General features: G+C 66.6%; 16 protein-coding genes. 7 read left to right on the top strand and 9 right to left on the bottom strand.

Features of this window, described 5'->3' with window-relative positions; translation table 11 throughout:
* Window positions 1–123: 123 nt before the first annotated feature.
* Both ACFQO4_RS15345 and ACFQO4_RS15350 read right to left on the bottom strand, forming a co-directional pair.
* The gene (locus tag ACFQO4_RS15345) at window positions 124–1,449 is read right to left on the bottom strand and encodes a cobyrinic acid a,c-diamide synthase (protein WP_500261739.1); all 1,326 of its coding nucleotides are present in this window, start codon (window positions 1,447–1,449) and stop codon (window positions 124–126) included.
* A 169-nt stretch (window positions 1,450–1,618) separates the two neighbouring features.
* A complete protein-coding gene (locus ACFQO4_RS15350) occupies window positions 1,619–3,691 on the bottom strand; it encodes a DUF7997 domain-containing protein (protein ID WP_500261740.1) in 2,073 nt (690 codons plus the stop codon).
* Window positions 3,692–3,829: 138 nt separating this feature from the next.
* On the opposite strand from ACFQO4_RS15350, the gene ACFQO4_RS15355 reads away from it, so the two are divergent.
* Together ACFQO4_RS15355 and ACFQO4_RS15360 are read left to right on the top strand one after the other, a co-directional pair.
* On the top strand, window positions 3,830–5,944 hold the full coding sequence (locus ACFQO4_RS15355) for an alpha-amylase family glycosyl hydrolase (protein WP_500261741.1): 2,115 nt from the start codon (window positions 3,830–3,832) through the stop codon (window positions 5,942–5,944).
* A 95-nt stretch (window positions 5,945–6,039) separates the two neighbouring features.
* A complete protein-coding gene (locus ACFQO4_RS15360; protein WP_500261742.1) occupies window positions 6,040–7,143 on the top strand; it encodes a TrmB family transcriptional regulator in 1,104 nt (367 codons plus the stop codon).
* Between the two features lie 10 nt (window positions 7,144–7,153).
* Here the strand turns inward: ACFQO4_RS15360 and ACFQO4_RS15365 are convergent, their stop codons facing one another.
* Window positions 7,154–7,705 (bottom strand): hypothetical protein, encoded by a 552-nt coding sequence (locus tag ACFQO4_RS15365; protein WP_500261743.1) that lies wholly within the window; start codon window positions 7,703–7,705, stop codon window positions 7,154–7,156.
* 196 nt (window positions 7,706–7,901) lie between these two features.
* Here ACFQO4_RS15365 and ACFQO4_RS15370 point away from each other — a divergent pair, with 196 nt between their 5' ends.
* The 3 genes from ACFQO4_RS15370 (at window position 7,902) to ACFQO4_RS15380 (ending at window position 10,120) form a co-directional block, all read left to right on the top strand.
* Window positions 7,902–8,537 carry a GNAT family N-acetyltransferase gene (locus ACFQO4_RS15370; protein ID WP_500261847.1) on the top strand — a complete coding sequence of 212 codons (636 nt, stop codon included), beginning with the start codon at window positions 7,902–7,904 and terminating at the stop codon, window positions 8,535–8,537.
* A gap of 151 nt (window positions 8,538–8,688) precedes the next feature.
* Window positions 8,689–9,666, top strand: a complete 978-nt coding sequence (fen, locus tag ACFQO4_RS15375) for a flap endonuclease-1 (RefSeq protein WP_500261744.1) — start codon at window positions 8,689–8,691, stop codon at window positions 9,664–9,666.
* A gap of 145 nt (window positions 9,667–9,811) precedes the next feature.
* Window positions 9,812–10,120: a hypothetical protein gene (locus tag ACFQO4_RS15380; RefSeq protein ID WP_500195392.1), complete on the top strand. Its 309-nt coding sequence runs from the start codon at window positions 9,812–9,814 to the stop codon at window positions 10,118–10,120.
* A 400-nt stretch (window positions 10,121–10,520) separates the two neighbouring features.
* On the opposite strand, the gene mvaD is transcribed toward ACFQO4_RS15380, so the two are convergent.
* Window positions 10,521–11,507 carry a phosphomevalonate decarboxylase MvaD gene (gene mvaD, locus ACFQO4_RS15385; protein ID WP_500261745.1) on the bottom strand — a complete coding sequence of 329 codons (987 nt, stop codon included), beginning with the start codon at window positions 11,505–11,507 and terminating at the stop codon, window positions 10,521–10,523.
* A gap of 117 nt (window positions 11,508–11,624) precedes the next feature.
* Window positions 11,625–12,734, bottom strand: coding sequence for a hypothetical protein (locus ACFQO4_RS15390; protein WP_500261746.1), 1,110 nt, complete (start codon window positions 12,732–12,734; stop codon window positions 11,625–11,627).
* Window positions 12,735–12,919: 185 nt separating this feature from the next.
* On the opposite strand from ACFQO4_RS15390, the gene nth reads away from it, so the two are divergent.
* Complete coding sequence (gene nth / locus ACFQO4_RS15395; RefSeq protein WP_500261747.1) at window positions 12,920–13,603, top strand: endonuclease III; 684 nt, start codon at window positions 12,920–12,922, stop codon at window positions 13,601–13,603.
* A 34-nt stretch (window positions 13,604–13,637) separates the two neighbouring features.
* Here nth and ACFQO4_RS15400 read toward each other — a convergent pair whose 3' ends face one another.
* The 3 genes from ACFQO4_RS15400 to ACFQO4_RS15410 all read right to left on the bottom strand — a co-directional run bounded on the left by ACFQO4_RS15400 (window position 13,638) and on the right by ACFQO4_RS15410 (window position 14,541).
* Entirely contained in the window at window positions 13,638–13,847 is a 210-nt protein-coding gene (locus tag ACFQO4_RS15400; protein WP_500261748.1) for a DUF8527 family protein, read from the bottom strand.
* Window positions 13,844–14,002, bottom strand: a complete 159-nt coding sequence (locus ACFQO4_RS15405; RefSeq protein WP_500261749.1) for a hypothetical protein — start codon at window positions 14,000–14,002, stop codon at window positions 13,844–13,846. The genes ACFQO4_RS15400 and ACFQO4_RS15405 overlap by 4 nt, the downstream gene beginning before the upstream one ends.
* 62 nt (window positions 14,003–14,064) lie before the next feature.
* Window positions 14,065–14,541, bottom strand: a complete 477-nt coding sequence (locus ACFQO4_RS15410) for an RDD family protein (protein WP_500261750.1) — start codon at window positions 14,539–14,541, stop codon at window positions 14,065–14,067.
* A 488-nt stretch (window positions 14,542–15,029) separates the two neighbouring features.
* Here ACFQO4_RS15410 and ACFQO4_RS15415 point away from each other — a divergent pair, with 488 nt between their 5' ends.
* Window positions 15,030–16,232, top strand: coding sequence for a S1C family serine protease (locus ACFQO4_RS15415; RefSeq protein WP_500261751.1), 1,203 nt, complete (start codon window positions 15,030–15,032; stop codon window positions 16,230–16,232).
* 117 nt (window positions 16,233–16,349) lie between these two features.
* Here ACFQO4_RS15415 and ACFQO4_RS15420 read toward each other — a convergent pair whose 3' ends face one another.
* Entirely contained in the window at window positions 16,350–18,206 is a 1,857-nt protein-coding gene (locus tag ACFQO4_RS15420; protein WP_500261752.1) for an FAD-binding protein, read from the bottom strand.

Here is an 18,206-nt window from a genome sequence, read left to right on the forward strand (position 1 = left end):
GGCGTTTCCCGTTCCCGAACCGGACGCGTTCTCTCAGCTGCTCGAAGATACCTGATGCCCGACGTCTCCGGTCTCCACGATCACCGGCACTGACGGGTCGAGTGTCCGCAGATGCCAGGGGCCTCAGCGGCTGTAACCGCCGTCGTTCGCCGCAACAGCCTCGAGGAACCGGTCGAACGCGCCGCTCTCTGGATGGACGTGCGCGTACGTTCCGAGGGACGCGTACTCGAGCAGGCCGTCGGCGTCGCCGGTGATCCCCTCGCCGCGTCGCACCTCGAAGGCGAACCGTGCGTCGGTGGCCGCGTCGGTCCGGGAGTAGTGAAACTCGTGACCGCGGAGGGTGTCGCCGGCCCGGGCGGTGAGCCCGTCGCGCGTGGCCGCGAGTTCGACGTGATCGAGGGCCTGGTAGCGCTCGCACATCGTCACGTTCGCCGGCAAAATCCCGGCCATTCGGTGGCGTTCGCCGTCGACCGTCGTCAACGACTCCGCCATCGCCATCAACCCGCCGCACTCGCCGAATACCGGAACTCCCTCGCTCGCCCGTGCCTCGAGTTCTGCGAGCGTTCCCCCGGCGGACAGGTCGGCGGCGTGGAGCTCCGGATAGCCGCCGGGGAGGTAGACGCCGTCGCAGTCGGGGACCGGGTCGCCCGCTACAGGGGAAAAGGTTCGGACGGCAGCACGTGTGCGCAGCCGCTCGATCGTCGCCGGATACCGAAAGCAGAACGCCCGGTCAGACGCGACCGCGATACGGGCGTCGCCCCCGGCGGCGGGTTCGTCGACCGACGGCGGTTTCGGGGGTGAGCGAGCGAGCGAAACCAACCGGTCGACGTCGAGGTCGGCGGCCGTTCGCAGCGCATTCGCCTCGAGCGGCGCCTCCTCCCCGGTGTGTAACCCGAGGTGCCGGTCGGGAATCTCGAGGTCCGGATGCGGCGAGACGCGGCCGAAGTACGCCAGGTCTTCCGGGAGTGCATTTCTGATTCCGTCCTCGTGACGGCCGCCGTGAGCGCGCTGGGCGACGATTCCGGCCACCTCGACGTCGCGGTCGGCGATCTCGGCGTAGCGGCGAAATCCGAGCGCCGTCGCAGCCATGCTCTCCATCCCGGCAGCGGCGTCGACCACGAGGACGACGGGGAGGTCGAGCGCCTCGGCGAGCCTCGCCGTACTCGAGACGTCGCCGTCGTACAGCCCCATCATTCCCTCGATGACGCAGATATCCCCCTCGCCGCGGTGATAATTTCGGCGCGTCCCCTCGACGCCCTCGAGCCACGGGTCGAGCGTTCTCGAGGGGCGACTCGCTGTGGCCTCGTGGTGACTCGGATCGATGAAGTCCGGGCCCGCTTTCGCAGGTTGGACGTCGTAGCCGGCGTCTTCGAGGACCCGGATCGTCGCGAGCGTCGCGACAGTCTTGCCGACGCCGGAACTCGTACCGGCGAGGACGAACCCGTTCACGATCGATCGACCCCGGTCGCGAAGGATTTGGTCGGCGACGGGTTCGTCGACGTTGCGGACGGGCAGACGCGGATCGGCTTCGATTCGCTCATCGAGACTCAGTTCGTTCGCGGTTGGACAGCCCGAAGAAAAAAGTTATCGAGGCGAGCACGCCCGGACGTCGTCACCGTCAGTTCGAGACCGGCGTCGAGCGCTCCCGTCGAACCGGCTCGTCGAGCTCGCGCAACTGCGCCACCGTCGCCAGCCGAAGCGCGTGGGGCCACCCGAGCGGCGTCGCGCTGTCGGGGGTGCCGTCGTCGAAGACCTGTTCGGGCAGGTAGCCCGACTCGAGGCAGAGACTCCCCCCGGGGAACAGCTCCGCGAGGAGGTCGCGGGCGCGCTCGAGGTACGCGTCGTCCTCGAAGAGCCGAGCGAGCGAGACGGCGGCGTTCGCCCCCCAGGCCGTCGAGACGGTCCAGATCTTCTCGTCCGCCTGTGTGCGGGTGCGCCAGTCGTCGCCCTCGAACCGGATCAACCCGGAGACGGCGTCGGTCTCCCGGGCGAGTCCGTCCAGCGTCGCGTCGACGTGCTGGCGCAGGCGTTCACGGCGCTCGTCGTCGATCGACTCGAGCGCGTCGTAGGCCGCGTGGGCGTCGACGAGCGCGAACGTGCTCGAGTCCAGCCGTGAGTCGAGGTCGCCGTCGCGTTCCCGGAGGGCGTAGATGCCGCGGTCGTCGTCCCAGAGTCGATCGAGGCCGCGGTAGACGGCCCGCGCCTGCTCGCGGGCGTGTACTCGCAACTCCTCGTCGATCGGGGCCCCCGCGACGGCGGCGTAGGCGTGGAGGAAGGTCGCGGCGGTATGGGTAAATCGGCCGGCCATGTTCTCCCAGGCGTTCTGGCAGGCGATCGGCAGGCCGTCCTCGGCGAGGGTGGCGTCGAGACCCGCCAGACCCCGCTCGATCACGGGTTCAGCCTCGCGGGCTCGCTCGTCGCTCGTCTCCGCGTACGTCGCGAGGTACGAGAGGACGCTGGCGGTCTGGTCGGCCTGGTAGTCCACGCCGTCGCCACCGATATGGTCGTTCGCCCAGCCAGGCGCGAGCGAACCGTCGTCGGGCCAGACCCGGTGGGGCCAGGTACCGTCCTCGAGTTGGACGTCGGCGTAGAACGCCGCGCTGTGTTCGTGGACGGTCTCGAGGTCCAGGTCGAGGGTATCCGCGCTCTCGAGGAGGAAGCGGGCGATTTCGGCGTCGTCGCGGAACCAGGTGTAGCCGTAGCCCCCGGAGTACTCGTAGTGGGGGTCGAAGTCGGGGCCGGCCATGCGACTGCCGCGTTCGCTCGAGAGGACGCCGAGGACGCGGAGGTCGTCGACGACGGCTGCGTGCTCGAGGTCCGCCGTCTTGGTCTCGGTCTCGGTCCCGGCTCCGGTCCCGGTCCCTGTCCCGGCATCGGCGCTTCCCTCCCGACCCGCGGAAATCGAGGGCGCCGCCGCCCGAATCGATTCGACGTCAGCGAGTGCGGTCGTTCGTTCGACGAGGTCCTCTACGACGGCCGACGAATCGGGCGCGTTGGTGAGACGGCTGATGACCGTCGCGCTCCCGTCCTCGAACGGTACGAAGCCGAGCACGTACCCGCCGAGTCGGCCGTCCTCGTACTGGCCCGTCTCCTCGCCTCGGGGGAAGTCCACGGGTTCGTCGTCGAGAACGTCCGCCAGTCGTTCGGGAAGCTGACCGGCGACCGTCTCGAAGGGGGGTTCGCTAACCAGGAAGTCGTGCTCCGCTCGATGGTACACCTCGACGACGCCCGGGTCGTCGTAGACGAGTTGCCCGATCCGGTCGTCGCGTCCCCCTGGCGCGAACGAGACGAACGCCGCGAGCGCGTCGGCGCTCCCCTCGGCGACGGTGACGTGGGTCACGTGCAAATCATCGAGCGTGAGGTCCAGGCGCTCGAGTTCGAGGTCGCGGTCCTCACCGGCGAAGGTCGTCTCGACCAGCGCTGTGTCGTCGACGTAGGTCTGGGACGTCGTCTCGAGTTCGTCGAGCCACCGTATCTCGCCGTCGACCCGGACGCCGAATCGAGAGCGGTCGATTCCGTAGCAGCCAGTGAGCGGATAGGAGAAGTCTCGGAGCGTTCCATCTCGGCCGACGTGGACGGTTCGGCCGGCCAGTCCAGAGAAACGGCCGCTCGTGGTCCGGCGCTCGCCGGGGAACGCGGTCGGGGCCCCCTGGTATCGCTTGTAGTCGTCGAGCGCGGCGCGTAGCGTCATTGACTCTCACCACGAACGGTGGGTACAAAAGTATGTTGTAAAATTAGTTCACAGTTGATCATGGCGTAGCGGGTCGGAGGCGACCGGATATCGGCCGGAGACCAAAGGCGTAAGAGCGGGGCCCCAAATGGCGTTGGTATGCGACACCCCGGACCACCTCGCTTCGCGTCCGTTGGCGAATCCGTCGAACTCTCCCCTCGCGATCCCGAGCCGACAGCCGCCTACCGGTGGCGCGTCCTCGAGAAACCGAACGGGAGCGACCTCGAAGCGCCCGGCGCGCCGGTCTGGCACGCCGAACCCGACGTACCCGGCACCTACCGATTCGAGTGCGCCGGGCCCGATGGTACCGCGGTCCAGCGCGTCAGGGCGTTTCCCGACGTTCGCCGTGAGACGACCTTCGAACTTGAGCGCGACGACCTCCCCGAGCACGACCCCGGAGACGTGTCGGTCATCGGGCCGTTCAACGAGCACCTCGCCGGCCGCGATCGGCCCAGGCTCGAGGACGGCACCTACGTCTTCGACGTCGAACTGCCGCCGGGCGACCACCGCCACGGGTTCGTCCTCGGTGAGGGAAGCGAACACGACGTCTGGACCGAGACGACGGTTCCGGGCCCCGCCCGCCCGCAGATTCGCCTCGACAGCCGCGTCGAGGATGACGCGGTCGTAATCGACGCCGATGCGAGGGCCGGCACCGGCAGCGAGTTCGCGGACGACGACCTGGCCGTCGAGTTCCTGGTCGACGACCGGGACGGGCTGGACGACGGCGTGCTCGAGGTCGACGGCCACGAGGCCCGCCTTCCGCTTCGGGCCCTCGAGTCCGTAGCCGTGGACGACCCGGTTCGCGTCCACGCCGTCGCCGTCGGCGAACGCCACAGCGTCGCGGACTGCGTCGCCGTCTCGCCGGACGGGTCGGTCGACCGCGTGAACGACCCGCCGGCGTGGATTCGCGACGCCGTCGTCTACGAGGTGTTCGTCCGGTCGTTCACCGACGAGGGGACGTTCGAGTCGTTCGAACGTCGCGTCCCCTACCTCGAGTCGCTGGGCGTCGACTGTGTCTGGCTCACGCCGGTCCTCGAGAGCCCGACGACCCACGGCTACCACACGACGGACTACTTCGACACGGCTTCAGACCTGGGCTCTCGAGACGCGTTCGAGTCGTTCGTCGACCGCTGTCACGAGGCGGGCATCCGCGTCGTCTTCGACCTCGTGATCAACCACACCGCCCGCGAACACGCGAACTTCGACCTGAGCGCCGCCGGGGTCGACGACTACGCCGACTGGTACGTCTGGGAGCCGTTCGAGGAGAGTCACCTCACCGAGCGCGACCTCGAGAAGGGACGAGACGAGTACGGCCCGCCGCGACGGTACCTCCCCGACCGGGGCACCGAGATCGCCCAGTACTACTTCAACTGGCGGAACATTCCGAACGTCAACTACGACTCGCTCGCGGTTCGACGGTACATGCTCGACGTCGTCGACGAGTGGGCCGACGTGGTCGACGGCTATCGGTGTGACGTCGCCTGGGGCGTCCCCCACGGCTTCTGGAAGGAGGTCCACGACCGGCTCGAGGGTCGCGACCCCGAGTTCCTCCTGCTCGACGAGACGATTCCCCGCGATCCGGCGTACGCCGAGGCCGAGTTCGACGTTCACTACGACACCACCCTCTACTGGACGCTGGTCGACGTCGGAAAGGGCGAGGTGCCCGCCGAATCGATCCTCGAGGCCGCCCGCGCACCGGATCGGGAGGGGTTCCCGGACTGGTCGCTCCACATGCGCTACGTCGAGAACCACGACGAGGATCGCTACCTCGAGACCTGCGGCCCACACGCCCAGCGCGCGGCCGCCGCGGCAGTGCTCACGCTCCCTGGCGTCCCCATGATCTACTACGGCCAGGAGCGGGGTGCGACCGGCTACCGACAACCGATGCCATGGGAGGGCGACGGCGAGTCCACTGCGTTCCACCGGCGGCTCGTAGCCGCCCGTCGATCCGAACCCGCCCTCTCCCGAGGGACGCTCCGAGATCTCACGTACGACGCCGATACTGACGCGGCCGCCGCGTTCGTTCGGGACCACGAGAATCAGCGCGTCGTCGTGGCGCTGAACTTCGGCGAGGAACCCGCGACGATCACGTTCGACGCGACGGTCCCGGTCAACCCGACGGACCTCGTCACCAGGACCCCGGTCGACTGCGAGACCGATGGGAGCGAGACGACGATCACCGTGGACGACGTGGTCGTCCTCGAGACGAGGTGAGACACGGGCCGATCCTCAGTCCCTCACCCTTCCCACCCTCGTTCACTCTACCGCCGAGCAGAACACTCATTGTACCCGACTAACCAACAGTCAGTATGGACGACGAGACGGTCGCGGACAACCTCCGACAGCTAGGCCTGTCGGAGAAGGAAATCGACACGTATCTCACTATTCTCGAGCACGGGGAGGCGAAGGCGAGCACGGTAGCGGAGGACGCGGGCGTCTCGAAGCGCTACGTCTACAGCGTCAGCGAGAAGCTCGACGAACGGGGCTTCGTCGACGTCATCGACCACGTCGTGCCGACGACCATCCGGGCGAACCCGCCGGAGGAGGTCGTCGCGGCGCTCACGAGCGACCTCGAGTCGCTCGAACCCGAACTCACCACCCGGTACGGCAACGTCTCCGAACAGGAACGGGAGTTCGAGGTCATCAAGACCCGGACGACGATCATGAAGCGAATCAAAGGGTTGCTCGAGCGCGCCACCGAGGAGGTGACCCTCTCGATTCCCGCCTCGCTGCTCGAGGAAGTCGAGGACGAACTGCGGAGCACGGTCGATCGCGGCGTGCTGGTCATCCTGCTCGTGACTGGCGACGACACCCTCCCTGCCGAGCGCTTCGAAGGCATCGCGAGCGTCGTCAGGGTCTGGGGAGAGAACGCGCCGCTCATCGTGACCGCCGAGCGCCGTCTCGGCCTGTTCGCCCCGAACGAGATGATCGTCCGTTCGAACGCCGGAGCCCAGGGGATCGCCATCTCGCAGGCCCAGCTCGTGCCGATCATCGTCGGCTCCTTCTTCGGTAACTACTGGCCGATGGCCGAGCAGGTGTACGTCACGGACCCGGACGACCTTCCGCGGACCTACACCGACTTCCGCCACGCCGTCTTGCAATCGACGCTCCACCTCGAGGACGGCCGCGAGATCGCCGTCAGGGCCGAGGCCCGTCCCGTTCGGACGGACGACTATGCCACCGTCGAGGGGCGACTCGTCGGGGTCAGACAGAGCCTCCTCGAGCCGACCAGGGACACGTTCGCGGTCGAGAACGCGCTGATCGTCGAGATCGAGGCCGCCGATGGTTCGGGTGACGACGGGGACGAGGGCGAGGGAGAGGACGGCGGCAACCGCACCGTCACCCTCGGCGGCGAGGGTGCGTTCGTCGAGGACTACGAGACGAAGTCGGTGACCCTCGAGCCGGCGGCGTAAGCGGTCGAGATCACTCCTGGAGCACGTCTTGCGACGTGCGTTTGGTTACGTCGACCAGCAGCGCGAACACGGCGCCGAGGACCGTCCCGAACAGGAGGTGTCCGACGAGGCCGTTGGTCGCGAGCGCGGAGAACTGCGTGGTTTCGCCAGCCCCGACGGCGTTCAGCCAGACGGGAAGGATGAGCATCGGGAGGATGGCCCACACGGCAAATCCGAAGACGAGTCCCGCAGCGACGAAGCGACCCGTCAGGCCGGTTCGAGCGATCGCGTCCGTCTCGACGTCCGTTCGGAGCAGCCCCAGAACGGCCTGGCGAGTCACGACGAACGCGAAGATCAGGCCGAGGATGGCCCCGTGTGCGAGCTGGATCGCCCAGCCGATCGTGCCCGCCGCCTCGAGGCCGTACGCCGTCGGTATCGTCGCCTCGATGACGTCGGGGCTGAAGAACCAGACGAGCAGGCCGAACGCGGCGGCGCCGACAGCACCGCCAATCGCGCCACCGATGGGCCAGCCGATGCGCCCGCCGATGCCGAACCCGCTGGTCGTGTCTGTGTTCGCACTCATGTCGTGTGCTAGCACGGACGGCGACAAAAGCGAACGGCTGGCGCCCGCCCGGTCGTTGAAGTCGGGGTCGACTCGACGGTCACAGACCTCTCGCGACTTCCCGTCGATCCCCGGTCTGGGAGAGACGACACTCGAGCGACGACGGGCAATTCGCCGAAAGCGCGGACTTTTCCGCGAGGCGCGCGAACTGCGGTCGATGCCCGACACGCCGGCGGTCACCTTCGAGCTGCTCGGCTGGCCACCCGACGGCCCCACGCTCAGGCTTCACCACGAGCGGTTCAGCTACGCGGGCAAGTTCGTGATGTCGTCGACCGGGAAAGCGGTCGCGCGCGCTCGAACGGACGACGACGAGTACGAGTCCGGGGACGCCGACGCAGGGATCGTGTCGGCCGGCCTCGACTCGAGCGAACGCGCCGACCTCCCCTACGCGACCGACGTCCTCGCCGCCGTCGCGTTCAACGAGGACCGGACCGACGCCTCGACGCTCTGGCTCCGGTACGTCACCGTCGATCGCGCCCACCGCGGCCGAGGTCTCGGCCCGGAGCTCGTCTCCTTCGTTCGCGACGCAGCCCTCGAGCGAGGCTACGATCGACTGCAGATCGCCGTCAACAACCCCTACGCCTACGACGCCCTCTGGAAGGCCGACTTCGGATTCACCGGTGAGACCACCGGCATCGCCGAACTCGTCCTCGAGCATCCGACGCGGGCGACCACGGAGACGTATCGCCGGGGCCTCGAGAGCTTCCTCGAGCGCGACCTCACCGGAGGCGAGCGCGCGTTTCTGGAGCACCGACTCGAAGTGGGGCCGCCGTCGCGAATCGATTCGCCGTAGCGTGGTGGTCGAAACGGCCCCGTTAGTCCCTGGTGAGGGTGACGAGCGATAGACGGAAAACGAACAGCGAACGGTGGACGGCAAACGGCGATCGACAGAAGACGAAATCAGGAGGGAACGTTTCAAATCCCTCTCCTTCCAAGAACACCCAATGGGAAACGCAGCACTCCGGGACATCGCCGTTATCGAGTCGATTCCGTTCTCGGACGTCGAGGGCATCGTCGCCGTCGACGCCCACAACTGGCTCTACCGGTACCTGACGACGACCGTCAAGTGGACCGCGAGCGGGAAGTACACGACCGCCGACGGCACCGAAGTCGCGAACCTGATCGGCATCGTCCAGGGACTGCCGAAGTTCTTCGAACACGACATCACCCCCGTAATGGTCTTCGACGGCGGCCCCTCGGAGCTGAAAGCCGACGAGATCGAATCCCGGCGTGACCAGCGCGAGACCTACGAGGCCCAGCTCGAGCGCGCCCGCGAGGAGGGCGACACGGTCGCTATCGCCCAACTCGAGTCCCGAACCCAGCGGCTGACGACGACGATCCAGGAGACCAGTCGTGAACTGCTCCGACTGCTCGACGTCCCCATCGTCGAGGCGCCCGCGGAGGGCGAGGCGCAGGCGGCGCACATGGCCCGCCGCGGGGACGCCGACTACGTCGGCTCGGAGGACTACGACGCACTCCTCTTCGGCGCCCCCTACACGCTCCGGCAACTGACGAGCAAGGGGGACCCCGAACTGATGGACCTTGAGGCGACCCTCGCGAAACACGACTTGACGCAGGAACAACTGATCGACGCGGCTATCCTGATCGGGACGGACTTCAACGAGGGTGTGAACGGAATCGGCCCGAAGACGGCCCTGAAAGAGATCGCCGAACACGGCGACCTCTGGAGCGTCCTCGAGGCCCGCGGCGACCACGTCGAGCACGGCGACCGGGTTCGACAGCTCTTCCGGGACCCGGACGTCACCGACGACTACGAGTTCGAGACGAGCCTGGACCCGGACCTCGAGGCGGCCCGCGCCTACGTGGTCGACGAGTGGGGCGTCGACGCCGGCGAAGTCGAACGAGGCTTCGAACGGATCGAGGAGAGCGTCACCCAGACCGGACTGGACAAGTGGACGTGAGATTCAGGGGTAATCACCTTTTTCCACCGGTAATTCCGGATTGGTACCTCGGCGATTTCTGTCCGCCAGATAAAGTACGCCATGCACCTGCCGGGTGAGCGTTGACGTGTAGCCGTCTTGTGGCCTCAGATGGGGTACTAGACCGATGACTCGAGACCGCACTGCCGATCGATCCGAAACACGTGCTCGTGACGAGCGACCACCCGCGGAGCGCCACGACGAGAGCGCTGCGGGGGCCTGGGCCGCCTCGACGGCACTGCAGACGGCGGTCGCCGTCGTCGGCCTGACGATCGTGCTGTTCGCGCTCGGGCAAGCATTCGGTGTCGATCTCCTCGGTGTTATCGCTGGCGCGCTCGGAACGCAGGTCGGCATGTGGCTGGCCATCGCGTTCGTCGTCCTCCTGTTCACGGGAGCGGCGCTCCGAGCAGTGTCGTTCAGCGCTATCCGAGCGTGATCGATCAGACGACCCCATTTTGTTGAGACACCCCGATAGCGGCGCATACCCGTAACAGCCCGTCGCTCGGTTCGAGGAGACGAGTGGCAACACCGGTATTTTCGAACAATCTCGAGCAATTGTGTGTGAGAGCGGTAAACACGCGTGATTTCGTTACAAAAACGAACGGCCGGGAGCGAGAAGTCGCCGTAGCGGCGACTTCTGGCGACTCGGGGAAGGGCAGGCGGTACACCGACGTTCACCGCGAGCGCCGACGGTGCGAGCGGGCCGACGAGCGACCAGCGGGAGCGAGGAGTGCTTTTGGTCCAGCTTTTGCCGAGGGACGACGCGCTGTGCGCCAGCTACGCTGGCGTCAGCGCGTTAGACCGCAGCGCAAAAGGTGGGTGTAGAAGGTGGTTCTTTAGAACAAGTGATCGTCCTCGTCCTCGAGCAGCCGCGCGGGACCGCCGACGCCCCACCTGGTGGTCGAGACGCCGGTTTCGGCGATGGCCTCCTCGACGGTTTCGGCGTGTTCTTCGGTGGTGTTGACGTAGACGCTCGCGCCGGTATCAGTCGAGAAGTACACCGGAATGTCTTCCTCCTCGCGGAGTTCGCGAACTTTGTTGAAGATGGCGAGGGTGGCCGGCTGCCAGTAGACCCACCCCTCTGGGCCGGTCATCGTCGTCGCCGCCAGCGACAGCGAGTCGTGTTCGGTCAGTTCGAACGCCCGGTCGAAGTCGTCGTTGCGGAGCGCGTCGCGCATCTTCGCGATCTGGCCGTGGATGTGGGCGTTTCGCGCCTGGAACATGTGACTGTCGGCGGCCTCGTCGTGGGCGTCCTCAGTCTCCTTGTGGTAGGGGACGAGTCCGACGACGATCTTCAACTCCTCGTGGAGGTTGCTCGGCACGCGCCGAGAGCGACAGTCCTCGTCGTTCATCCCGGTGTAGAGCTGGGAGAACGCTCCCGTCACCGATCGGGCGGCCGAGGCGGATCCCACGCGGGCGATGGTCGAGATGTCCTGCAGGGAGGCGTCGAGCTCGGCGGCTTCCGCGAGGGCGCGGGCCGCGGCCGCGAAGCCCGACGACGACGAGCCCAGCCCCACATTGGAGGGGAAACTGTTCTCGCTCTCGATGCGAACCGGGTAGACGGTGTGAGCCGCGTCCGACATGTCGCGGGCCTTGTCGACGACGGCCTCGAGGCGTTCGAAGCCCCGTCCCTCGATTTCCTCGCCGTCGACGACGTAGACATCCTCGTCGTAGTCCATCGAGAACTCGACGGTGGTACGGGTGTGACTCGGGGCGGTGCAGACGCTGATGCTGTCGTGATACGGGAGTCGCTCGATGTCGTCGCGCATCCCATGGTACTTGATCAGGCCCTGGATTGGGTGGGCCATCGCCGTCGCTTTCATACCCCCACAGGTGTGTGACGACCGCTTAAAGGTCACGGCATCGGAGTGGTCGTCAGGTGCGCCCGTCCGTAGCCGTCCCGATCGACGCCCCGCTCACTGGAAGGCAGGGTGCCTCGCTCACTGAAAGGCGTGCTGTAACGACTGGCGCCACTCCTCGGCCTCGGCCGCTGTCGCCTCGAGTTCGTCGACCCGTCTCTCGAGGTCGTCGACGTCGGTCTCGAGCGCGCACCGCAGGTCGTCGATCCGGCCGCCGGTCGTTTCTTCGAGCGTTCCGATGTCGGACTCGAGTGACTCGAGGTCGTCCGCAACGGCCGTCCGCACGTCGGCGATCGAGTCGTCGACGAATTCCTCGAGGTCGCTCACGTCCGTTTCGAGTTCCTCGACGTCCTCGGTCAGCGAGGCGTCCACCGACTCGAGTTCCGTGAAGAGGTCCTCACGCAGCGACGCCAGCCGGTCGTCGACGTGCCGTTCGACGGCGTTGATTCGCTCCTCGAGTTCGTCTGCTCGCTCGTCGATTCGGTCCTCCAGGTCGTCGACCTGGTCGTCCATTTGTGCCTCGAGTTCGACCGCTCGCTCGTCGATCCGCGCCTCGAGCGCCGTACGATCGGCCTCCCGCTGCTCTGCCATCGAGTCGAGTCGGTCGACCAGGTCCTCCTGACGCGCGTCGAGGTTCTGGATGGTCTCGAACTGGGCCTCGAGGTCGTCGGCCAGCCCGTCAGTGGTCGCCCCAATCTCGGCGACCGAATCCTCGAGCGAGTCCCGCGCGGCCTCGAAGTCGCCACGGAGTTCCGCCGTCTCCGTCCCGACGTACTCGAACCGGGAGTCGAGGCGCTCGAGCGCCTCCTCGAGGTCGTCGACACGCTCTTCGAGTGCCTCGTCCGATATCTCGAGGGCACCGACGTCGGACTCGAGCGCCTCGAGGTCCGCACGGGCCGACTCGAGTCCGTCCTGGATCGATTCGAGGACGTCCTCGGCGGTCCCGTTCTCGTCGAAGAACTCGCGCATGGCGTCGGTGTAGGCCTCGAGTTCGGTCAGCGACGACTCGACGTGCTCGAGGCGAACCTCGTTGCTCGTGCTGGTATCGATGTTCAGGGCGCGTCGGAGCGCGTCACGCCTGGCCCCGCCCTCGTCCGTGCTGAGCTGGGCGAGCAGGGCGTCGAGCAAGTCGTCGCCGAATCTGTCGTACGGTTCGTCCGAAATCGTGAGCGGATCGTTTGCTTCGGTCATGACCTGAGTTCCCCGTCTGTCGCGTGCCAGGTGGTATAGCGGACCCGCCACCTGGAGGACTCCCCCCGGAGCCTTTTCGAGAGACTCGAAGTGGAGGATGATAAGAGTGTCCCTCAGTTTGCATTTCTGCAACTCCCGCCGCGGAACCGAACGCCTGAAATGATCGCTCTCGAAACCCACAGGCGATGGGAACCCCTCTCGAGACCCGCCAGGAGCAGGCCGCCGAAGTGGTCGACCGCCTCGAGCACGAGTACCCCGACTCGACCATCTCGCTTCGGTACTCGAACCGCCTCGAGTTGCTGATCGCGGTGATCCTCTCGGCGCAGTGTACCGACGAGCGCGTCAACCAGGAGACGAAGGCGCTCTTCGCGACCTACGAGACGCCCGAAGACTACGCGAACGCTCCCCAGGAGGAACTCGCCGAGGCGCTGAACTCGATTACGTACTACAACAACAAGGCCAAATACATCCGCACCGCCTGCGAGAAAATCGTCGACGAGCACGACGGCGAGGTCCCCGACAGCATGGCCGAACTTACCGATCTCCCCGGCGTCGGTCGGAAGACGGCGAACGTCGTCCTCCAGCACGGTCACGACGTCGTCGAGGGTATCGTCGTCGACACGCACGTCCAGCGACTCTCGCGACGACTCGACCTGACCGAGGAGGCGTACCCCGAGCGAATCGAGCAGGATCTGATGGCGATCGTTCCCGAAGGATACTGGCAGCAGTTCACCCACCTCTGCATCGATCACGGGCGCGCGGTGTGTTCGGCCCGGTCGCCCGACTGCGAGGCGTGCGTCCTCGCCGACATCTGTCCGTCAGAGAAAGGGGACAGCGAGATCGACCTGGCGTCCGGCGAGCCGTGGTGACTCGGCTGGAAATCCTGAAACGAGAGTCTCGAGTTCACCGCGTAATCCAGGAAACGTACCACAGCAGCGCGCCGCCCGCCAGCCCGCCGATGAGGGTGGCGAGGGCGACGATCGGAAGCGACGCTCCACCCTGAAATGCCATCGTGGCTCCCGAGAGGGCGACGAGCAGTAAAAATCCGAGTTTGAGGCGGCGACTACCCGACACGTCGCCAGTTCGGCGCGGTCGTCGGCGCGGGCCGCTCATAGTCGCACCCGGTTAGCCGATCGGCGGATTCCGCACTCGTTCCCCCATCCGAACCAGTTCTCGTCCTCGTCATTGCCCTCGCCCTCGGATTTGCACTTGCACTTGCATTCGACCTCGAGCCCACAATCGCGCTCGACGAAACGGACGGCACTCATACGCTACCGCTGGCGCTCGAGGGGCAAAATCGCGTCGGGATCGATGTCGTTCGCGTTTCGGATCACTCGGGCGGAACGTACGTCACACCCGAGGGTTCGTCGTCATCCGGAGCCTCGACGACGATCGTCGAGGAGAGTCTGTTGAACAGTCGCACGTACTCGCCCTCCATGGCGATCCAGCCGATCAGCGCGTCGAGCGGGAGCAAGAACGCCTTCCCGAAGCTCTCGACAGCCGCCGTGGGGTAGTCGATCGAATCGCCGCGTTCGTCGGTGACCGCGATGTTCATCACGAGCTTTCCGGCTGACTGACCGTTGTACCCCTCGAGGGCGGTCCAGTAGAGCCAGATCCCGAGACCGTTGACGCCGAGAAACGAGGTCGAAAACGACAGGTCGCCGGTGACGAGCGAGAGCGTCCCGACCGCTTCGCCCAGGCCGGAGAGGGCCGCCCCGACGAGGAGCACGTCGATCAGCCACGCCCAGAAGCGATCCTCCCAGGACGCGAGGTGGAGCGTCCTCTCTGTCGTCTGCGGATCGTCCATGACTCGAGTACTGGCCGGGGTGGGTTTATCAGTACCGTTCGGAACGTCGACGTGGAACGGAGCGGCTTCGAGGGCGACGTGCCGACGATTCGTCGTCGGCCACCTCGAGTTGCAGGACGCGCGGAACGAGGGGTACCGTGGGTGCCGGTCGGCGATCGGTGGCCGGCGACCAGACAACCGCCTCGAGGAGTCCGTATCGAGACCGATCGATACCAGATCGCTTCGACCCGTGGGACCGTCCATCTTCGGGCCGCCATCGATAAATCTCCGTCGAGCGTGCGACCGGTACAAGATCCCCTTACCGCGGGAAGGAGGGGGAACGGGGAAGTTCAAACGCTGTGAAACGACCACGAAGCCAGTGCGTCGAAACGATCGATTGGTGCGCTTACGACACCGACTTCGGACGCGTCCGCTAAGGTCGGTCGTGAACGAACCGTTCCGCTGAAACGGTCGTGTCGGTTTATCCGTCTCCCGGAACCCTCACCGGTATGCCATCGACCGTTCGAACCGTCGTCGTAGTCGTCGTGGTGACGTCGCTCGTCGCGTTCACTGCCCCCGCAAGCGGAGTGGCGAGCGGGGGTACGTCGGATACGGAGCCAGCAACCACTTCGGTGTTCACAAAGGACGCCCAGGACGAGCGAAACGAATCGACGGCGACGGAAGCGACCTGTGACTACGTCTCGCTGTACGAGAACACGACGCCCGGAGTCGTCCAGGTTCGGGTTCGACCGACGAACGCGACCGGCGGGGAGAGCCCCGGCGGTGGTGGCGGCGGTGGCGGTGGACTCGGATCCGGTTTCGTCTACGCCGAATCGAACGCGACGGCCGACGGAAACGAGACGATCTACGTCGTGACGAACCAGCACGTCGTCACGGACCAGACCTCCGTAACCGTCGAGTTCGAAAACGGCGAGTCTCGCGACGGCGAGGTCGTCGGTACGGACGTTTACAGCGACCTCGCGGTCGTCGCCGTCTCTGATCCACCCGAGTCGGCAGAGGTCCTACCCGTCGCGTCTGAACTCCCGCCCCCGGGAGAGCGCGTCGCCGCGTTCGGGAGCCCGTTCGGTCTCGAAGGGACGATCACCGAAGGTATCGTCAGCGCAGTCGATCGATCGATGCCGCTCCAGGGGGGCTTTACCATCCCGAACGCGATTCAGACCGACGCACCGATCAACCCGGGTAACAGCGGCGGTCCGCTCGTCACCTGCGACGGCGAGGTCGTCGGCGTCAACCGGGCCGGCGGCGGGGAAAACATCGGCTTTGCTATCGGCGCTCATCTGCTCGAGCGGGTCGCCCCGTCCCTGATCGAGACCGGCGACTACGCCCACCCGTACCTCGGCGTGTCGACCGTCGACGTCTCCCCATCACTGGCGACGGCGAACGACCTCGAGTCGACTACCGGCGCCTACGTTCACCAGACGGTTCCCGACGGGCCTGCGGCCGAGGTACTCGAGGGAACCACTGAGGGCGAGACGGTCAACGGGACCGTCGTCCCCGTCGGCGGCGACGTGATTGTCGCGATCGACGAGCAGCCGATCAGGAGCGGCGAAGAACTCGTTGGCTACCTCGTCTCCCAGACGGAACCCGGAGACGAAGTATCGCTCACGGTGCGTAGCGGCGGAGAGGAGGAGACGGTTACCGTCACGTTGGGCGAGCGGCCAGAACCGGAAACGGGAGCACCGAGTCCGTAGCAGCAGGTCGGAGTCGAAGCCGAGGTCGAAGTCGAGAGCAAAACCCGGTTTCGATAGCGTCCTGGATACCGTCGTCGAGCGAGAAGGGTATAACGGCGGAGGCGAGTCGAAAGCCGATCAGTAACTGCGAACCTTCGGCTCGTAGGTCTTGTCCTCGCCCTCGAGGATCGTGGGCCTGTACCAGATCGACGGCTTGCCGCCGTTCCAGGAGATCAGCGTGTGCTTGAGCCAGTTCTCGTCGTCGCGAATCTGGTTCTCGAGGCGCCAGTGAGCGCCGCGGAACTCGTTACGGACGAGCGCACCCAGGGTAATCGTCTCGGCGACGTCGATCAGATTGCGCGTCTCGTAGGTCATCTGCAGGTCCGTGTTGAACGTCCGCGAGGGGTCCTCCACGTAGACGTCCTGGTACATCTCCCGGCACTCCTTGATCGCCTTCAGGGCGCGTTTGAGCCCCTCCTCTTCGCGGAAGACGTTCACGTCCCGGGTCATCGCTTTCTGCAGTTTCGCGCGGATATCGGCGTGTTTGACGCCGTCGTCGCGCCCCATCAGGTGCGCGACGCGCTCGCGCTCGGCCTCGACGGCGCGCTCGAGGAGGCCGTTGGCGTCGGTCACCTGACCGGATCCGTCGGCGGCGACGTCCTCGCTCTCGCTGGTACCGGCGGGCTCGAGCCCCGCTTCGCCGGGCGTCACGGGGAGGTCGGTGTCGGTCTCGTCCTCGACGTCGTCGGCGTACCCCGTCTGGATCTCGGCTTCGCCGAGGTCCGCGCCGGCGGCGTGAGCGCCCGCGCGCTTGCCGAAGACGATGAGTTCGGGCAGCGCGTTCCCGCCTAAGCGATTCGCGCCATGGACGGAGACGCAGGCGCACTCGCCCGCCGCATACAGTCCCGAGATGCACGTCTGGCCGTTCTCGTCGGTCTCGATGCCGCCCATCTCGTAGTGCTGGCCGGGCTTGACCGGCATCGGCTCGACGAGGCCGTCGACGCCCTCGAAGTCCTCAGCCAGGTGCAGAATGTTTTCTAACCTATCGAGAATGCGCTCCTCGCCGAGGTGTCGCATGTCGAGGTGGACGTACTCGTCGTTGACGCCACGTCCTTCGTTGACCTCGGTCAACTCGGCGCGGGAGACGACGTCGCGGCTCGCGAGTTCGCCGGCGTTGTTCGCGTAGCCGTGCTCGAACATAAACCGCTCGCCGTCTTCGTTGTACAGGATACCGCCCTCGCCGCGGACCCCCTCGGAGATGAGGACACCCGTCGACGGGAGCGTCGTCGGGTGGAACTGGACGAACTCCATGTCCTCGAGCGGGACGCCCGCGCGGTAGGCGATCGCCTGGCCGTCGCCGGTACAGGAGACGGCGTTGGTGGTGTGATCGAACGCCTGGCCGGGACCGCCAGTCGCGAGGACGACGCCCTGGCGGGCCTTGAAGCCCTGGATCTCGCCGGACTGGACGTCGTAGGCGACGACGCCGTGACAGGTCCGGTCCTTCGGATCGGGTTCGTCGCTGACGGCGAGGTTCATCACGAACCACTCGTCGTAGACCTGGATGCCTCGCTTGACGACCTGCTCGTACATCGTGTGGAGCAGGTGGTGTCCAGTCTCCGCGCCCGCGTAGGTCGTTCGTGGGAACGAGAGGCCGCCGAACGGCCGCTGGGAGACCGTGCCGTCCTCCTCGCGGGAGAAGGGCATCCCCCAGTGCTCGAGTTTGATCGTGTCCTCGGGGGCGTCTTTGGCGAGCGTTTCGATGGCGGGGGCGTCGCCCAGGTAGTCGGACCCCTTCATGGTGTCGTAGGCGTGGAGTTCCCAGTCGTCGCCCTCCCGGAGAGCGGCGTTGATGCCGCCCTCGGCGGCTCCGGTGTGACTGCGAACCGGGTGGAGTTTCGTGACCATGGCCACGTCCGCTCCCGCCTCGTGCGCTGCGACCGCCGCTCGGAGGCCGGCACCGCCGGCGCCGACTACGATGACGTCGTGTTCGTACAT

This window comes from Saliphagus sp. GCM10025334 (assembly GCF_042663485.1).
GTDB lineage: Archaea > Halobacteriota > Halobacteria > Halobacteriales > Natrialbaceae > Natronosalvus.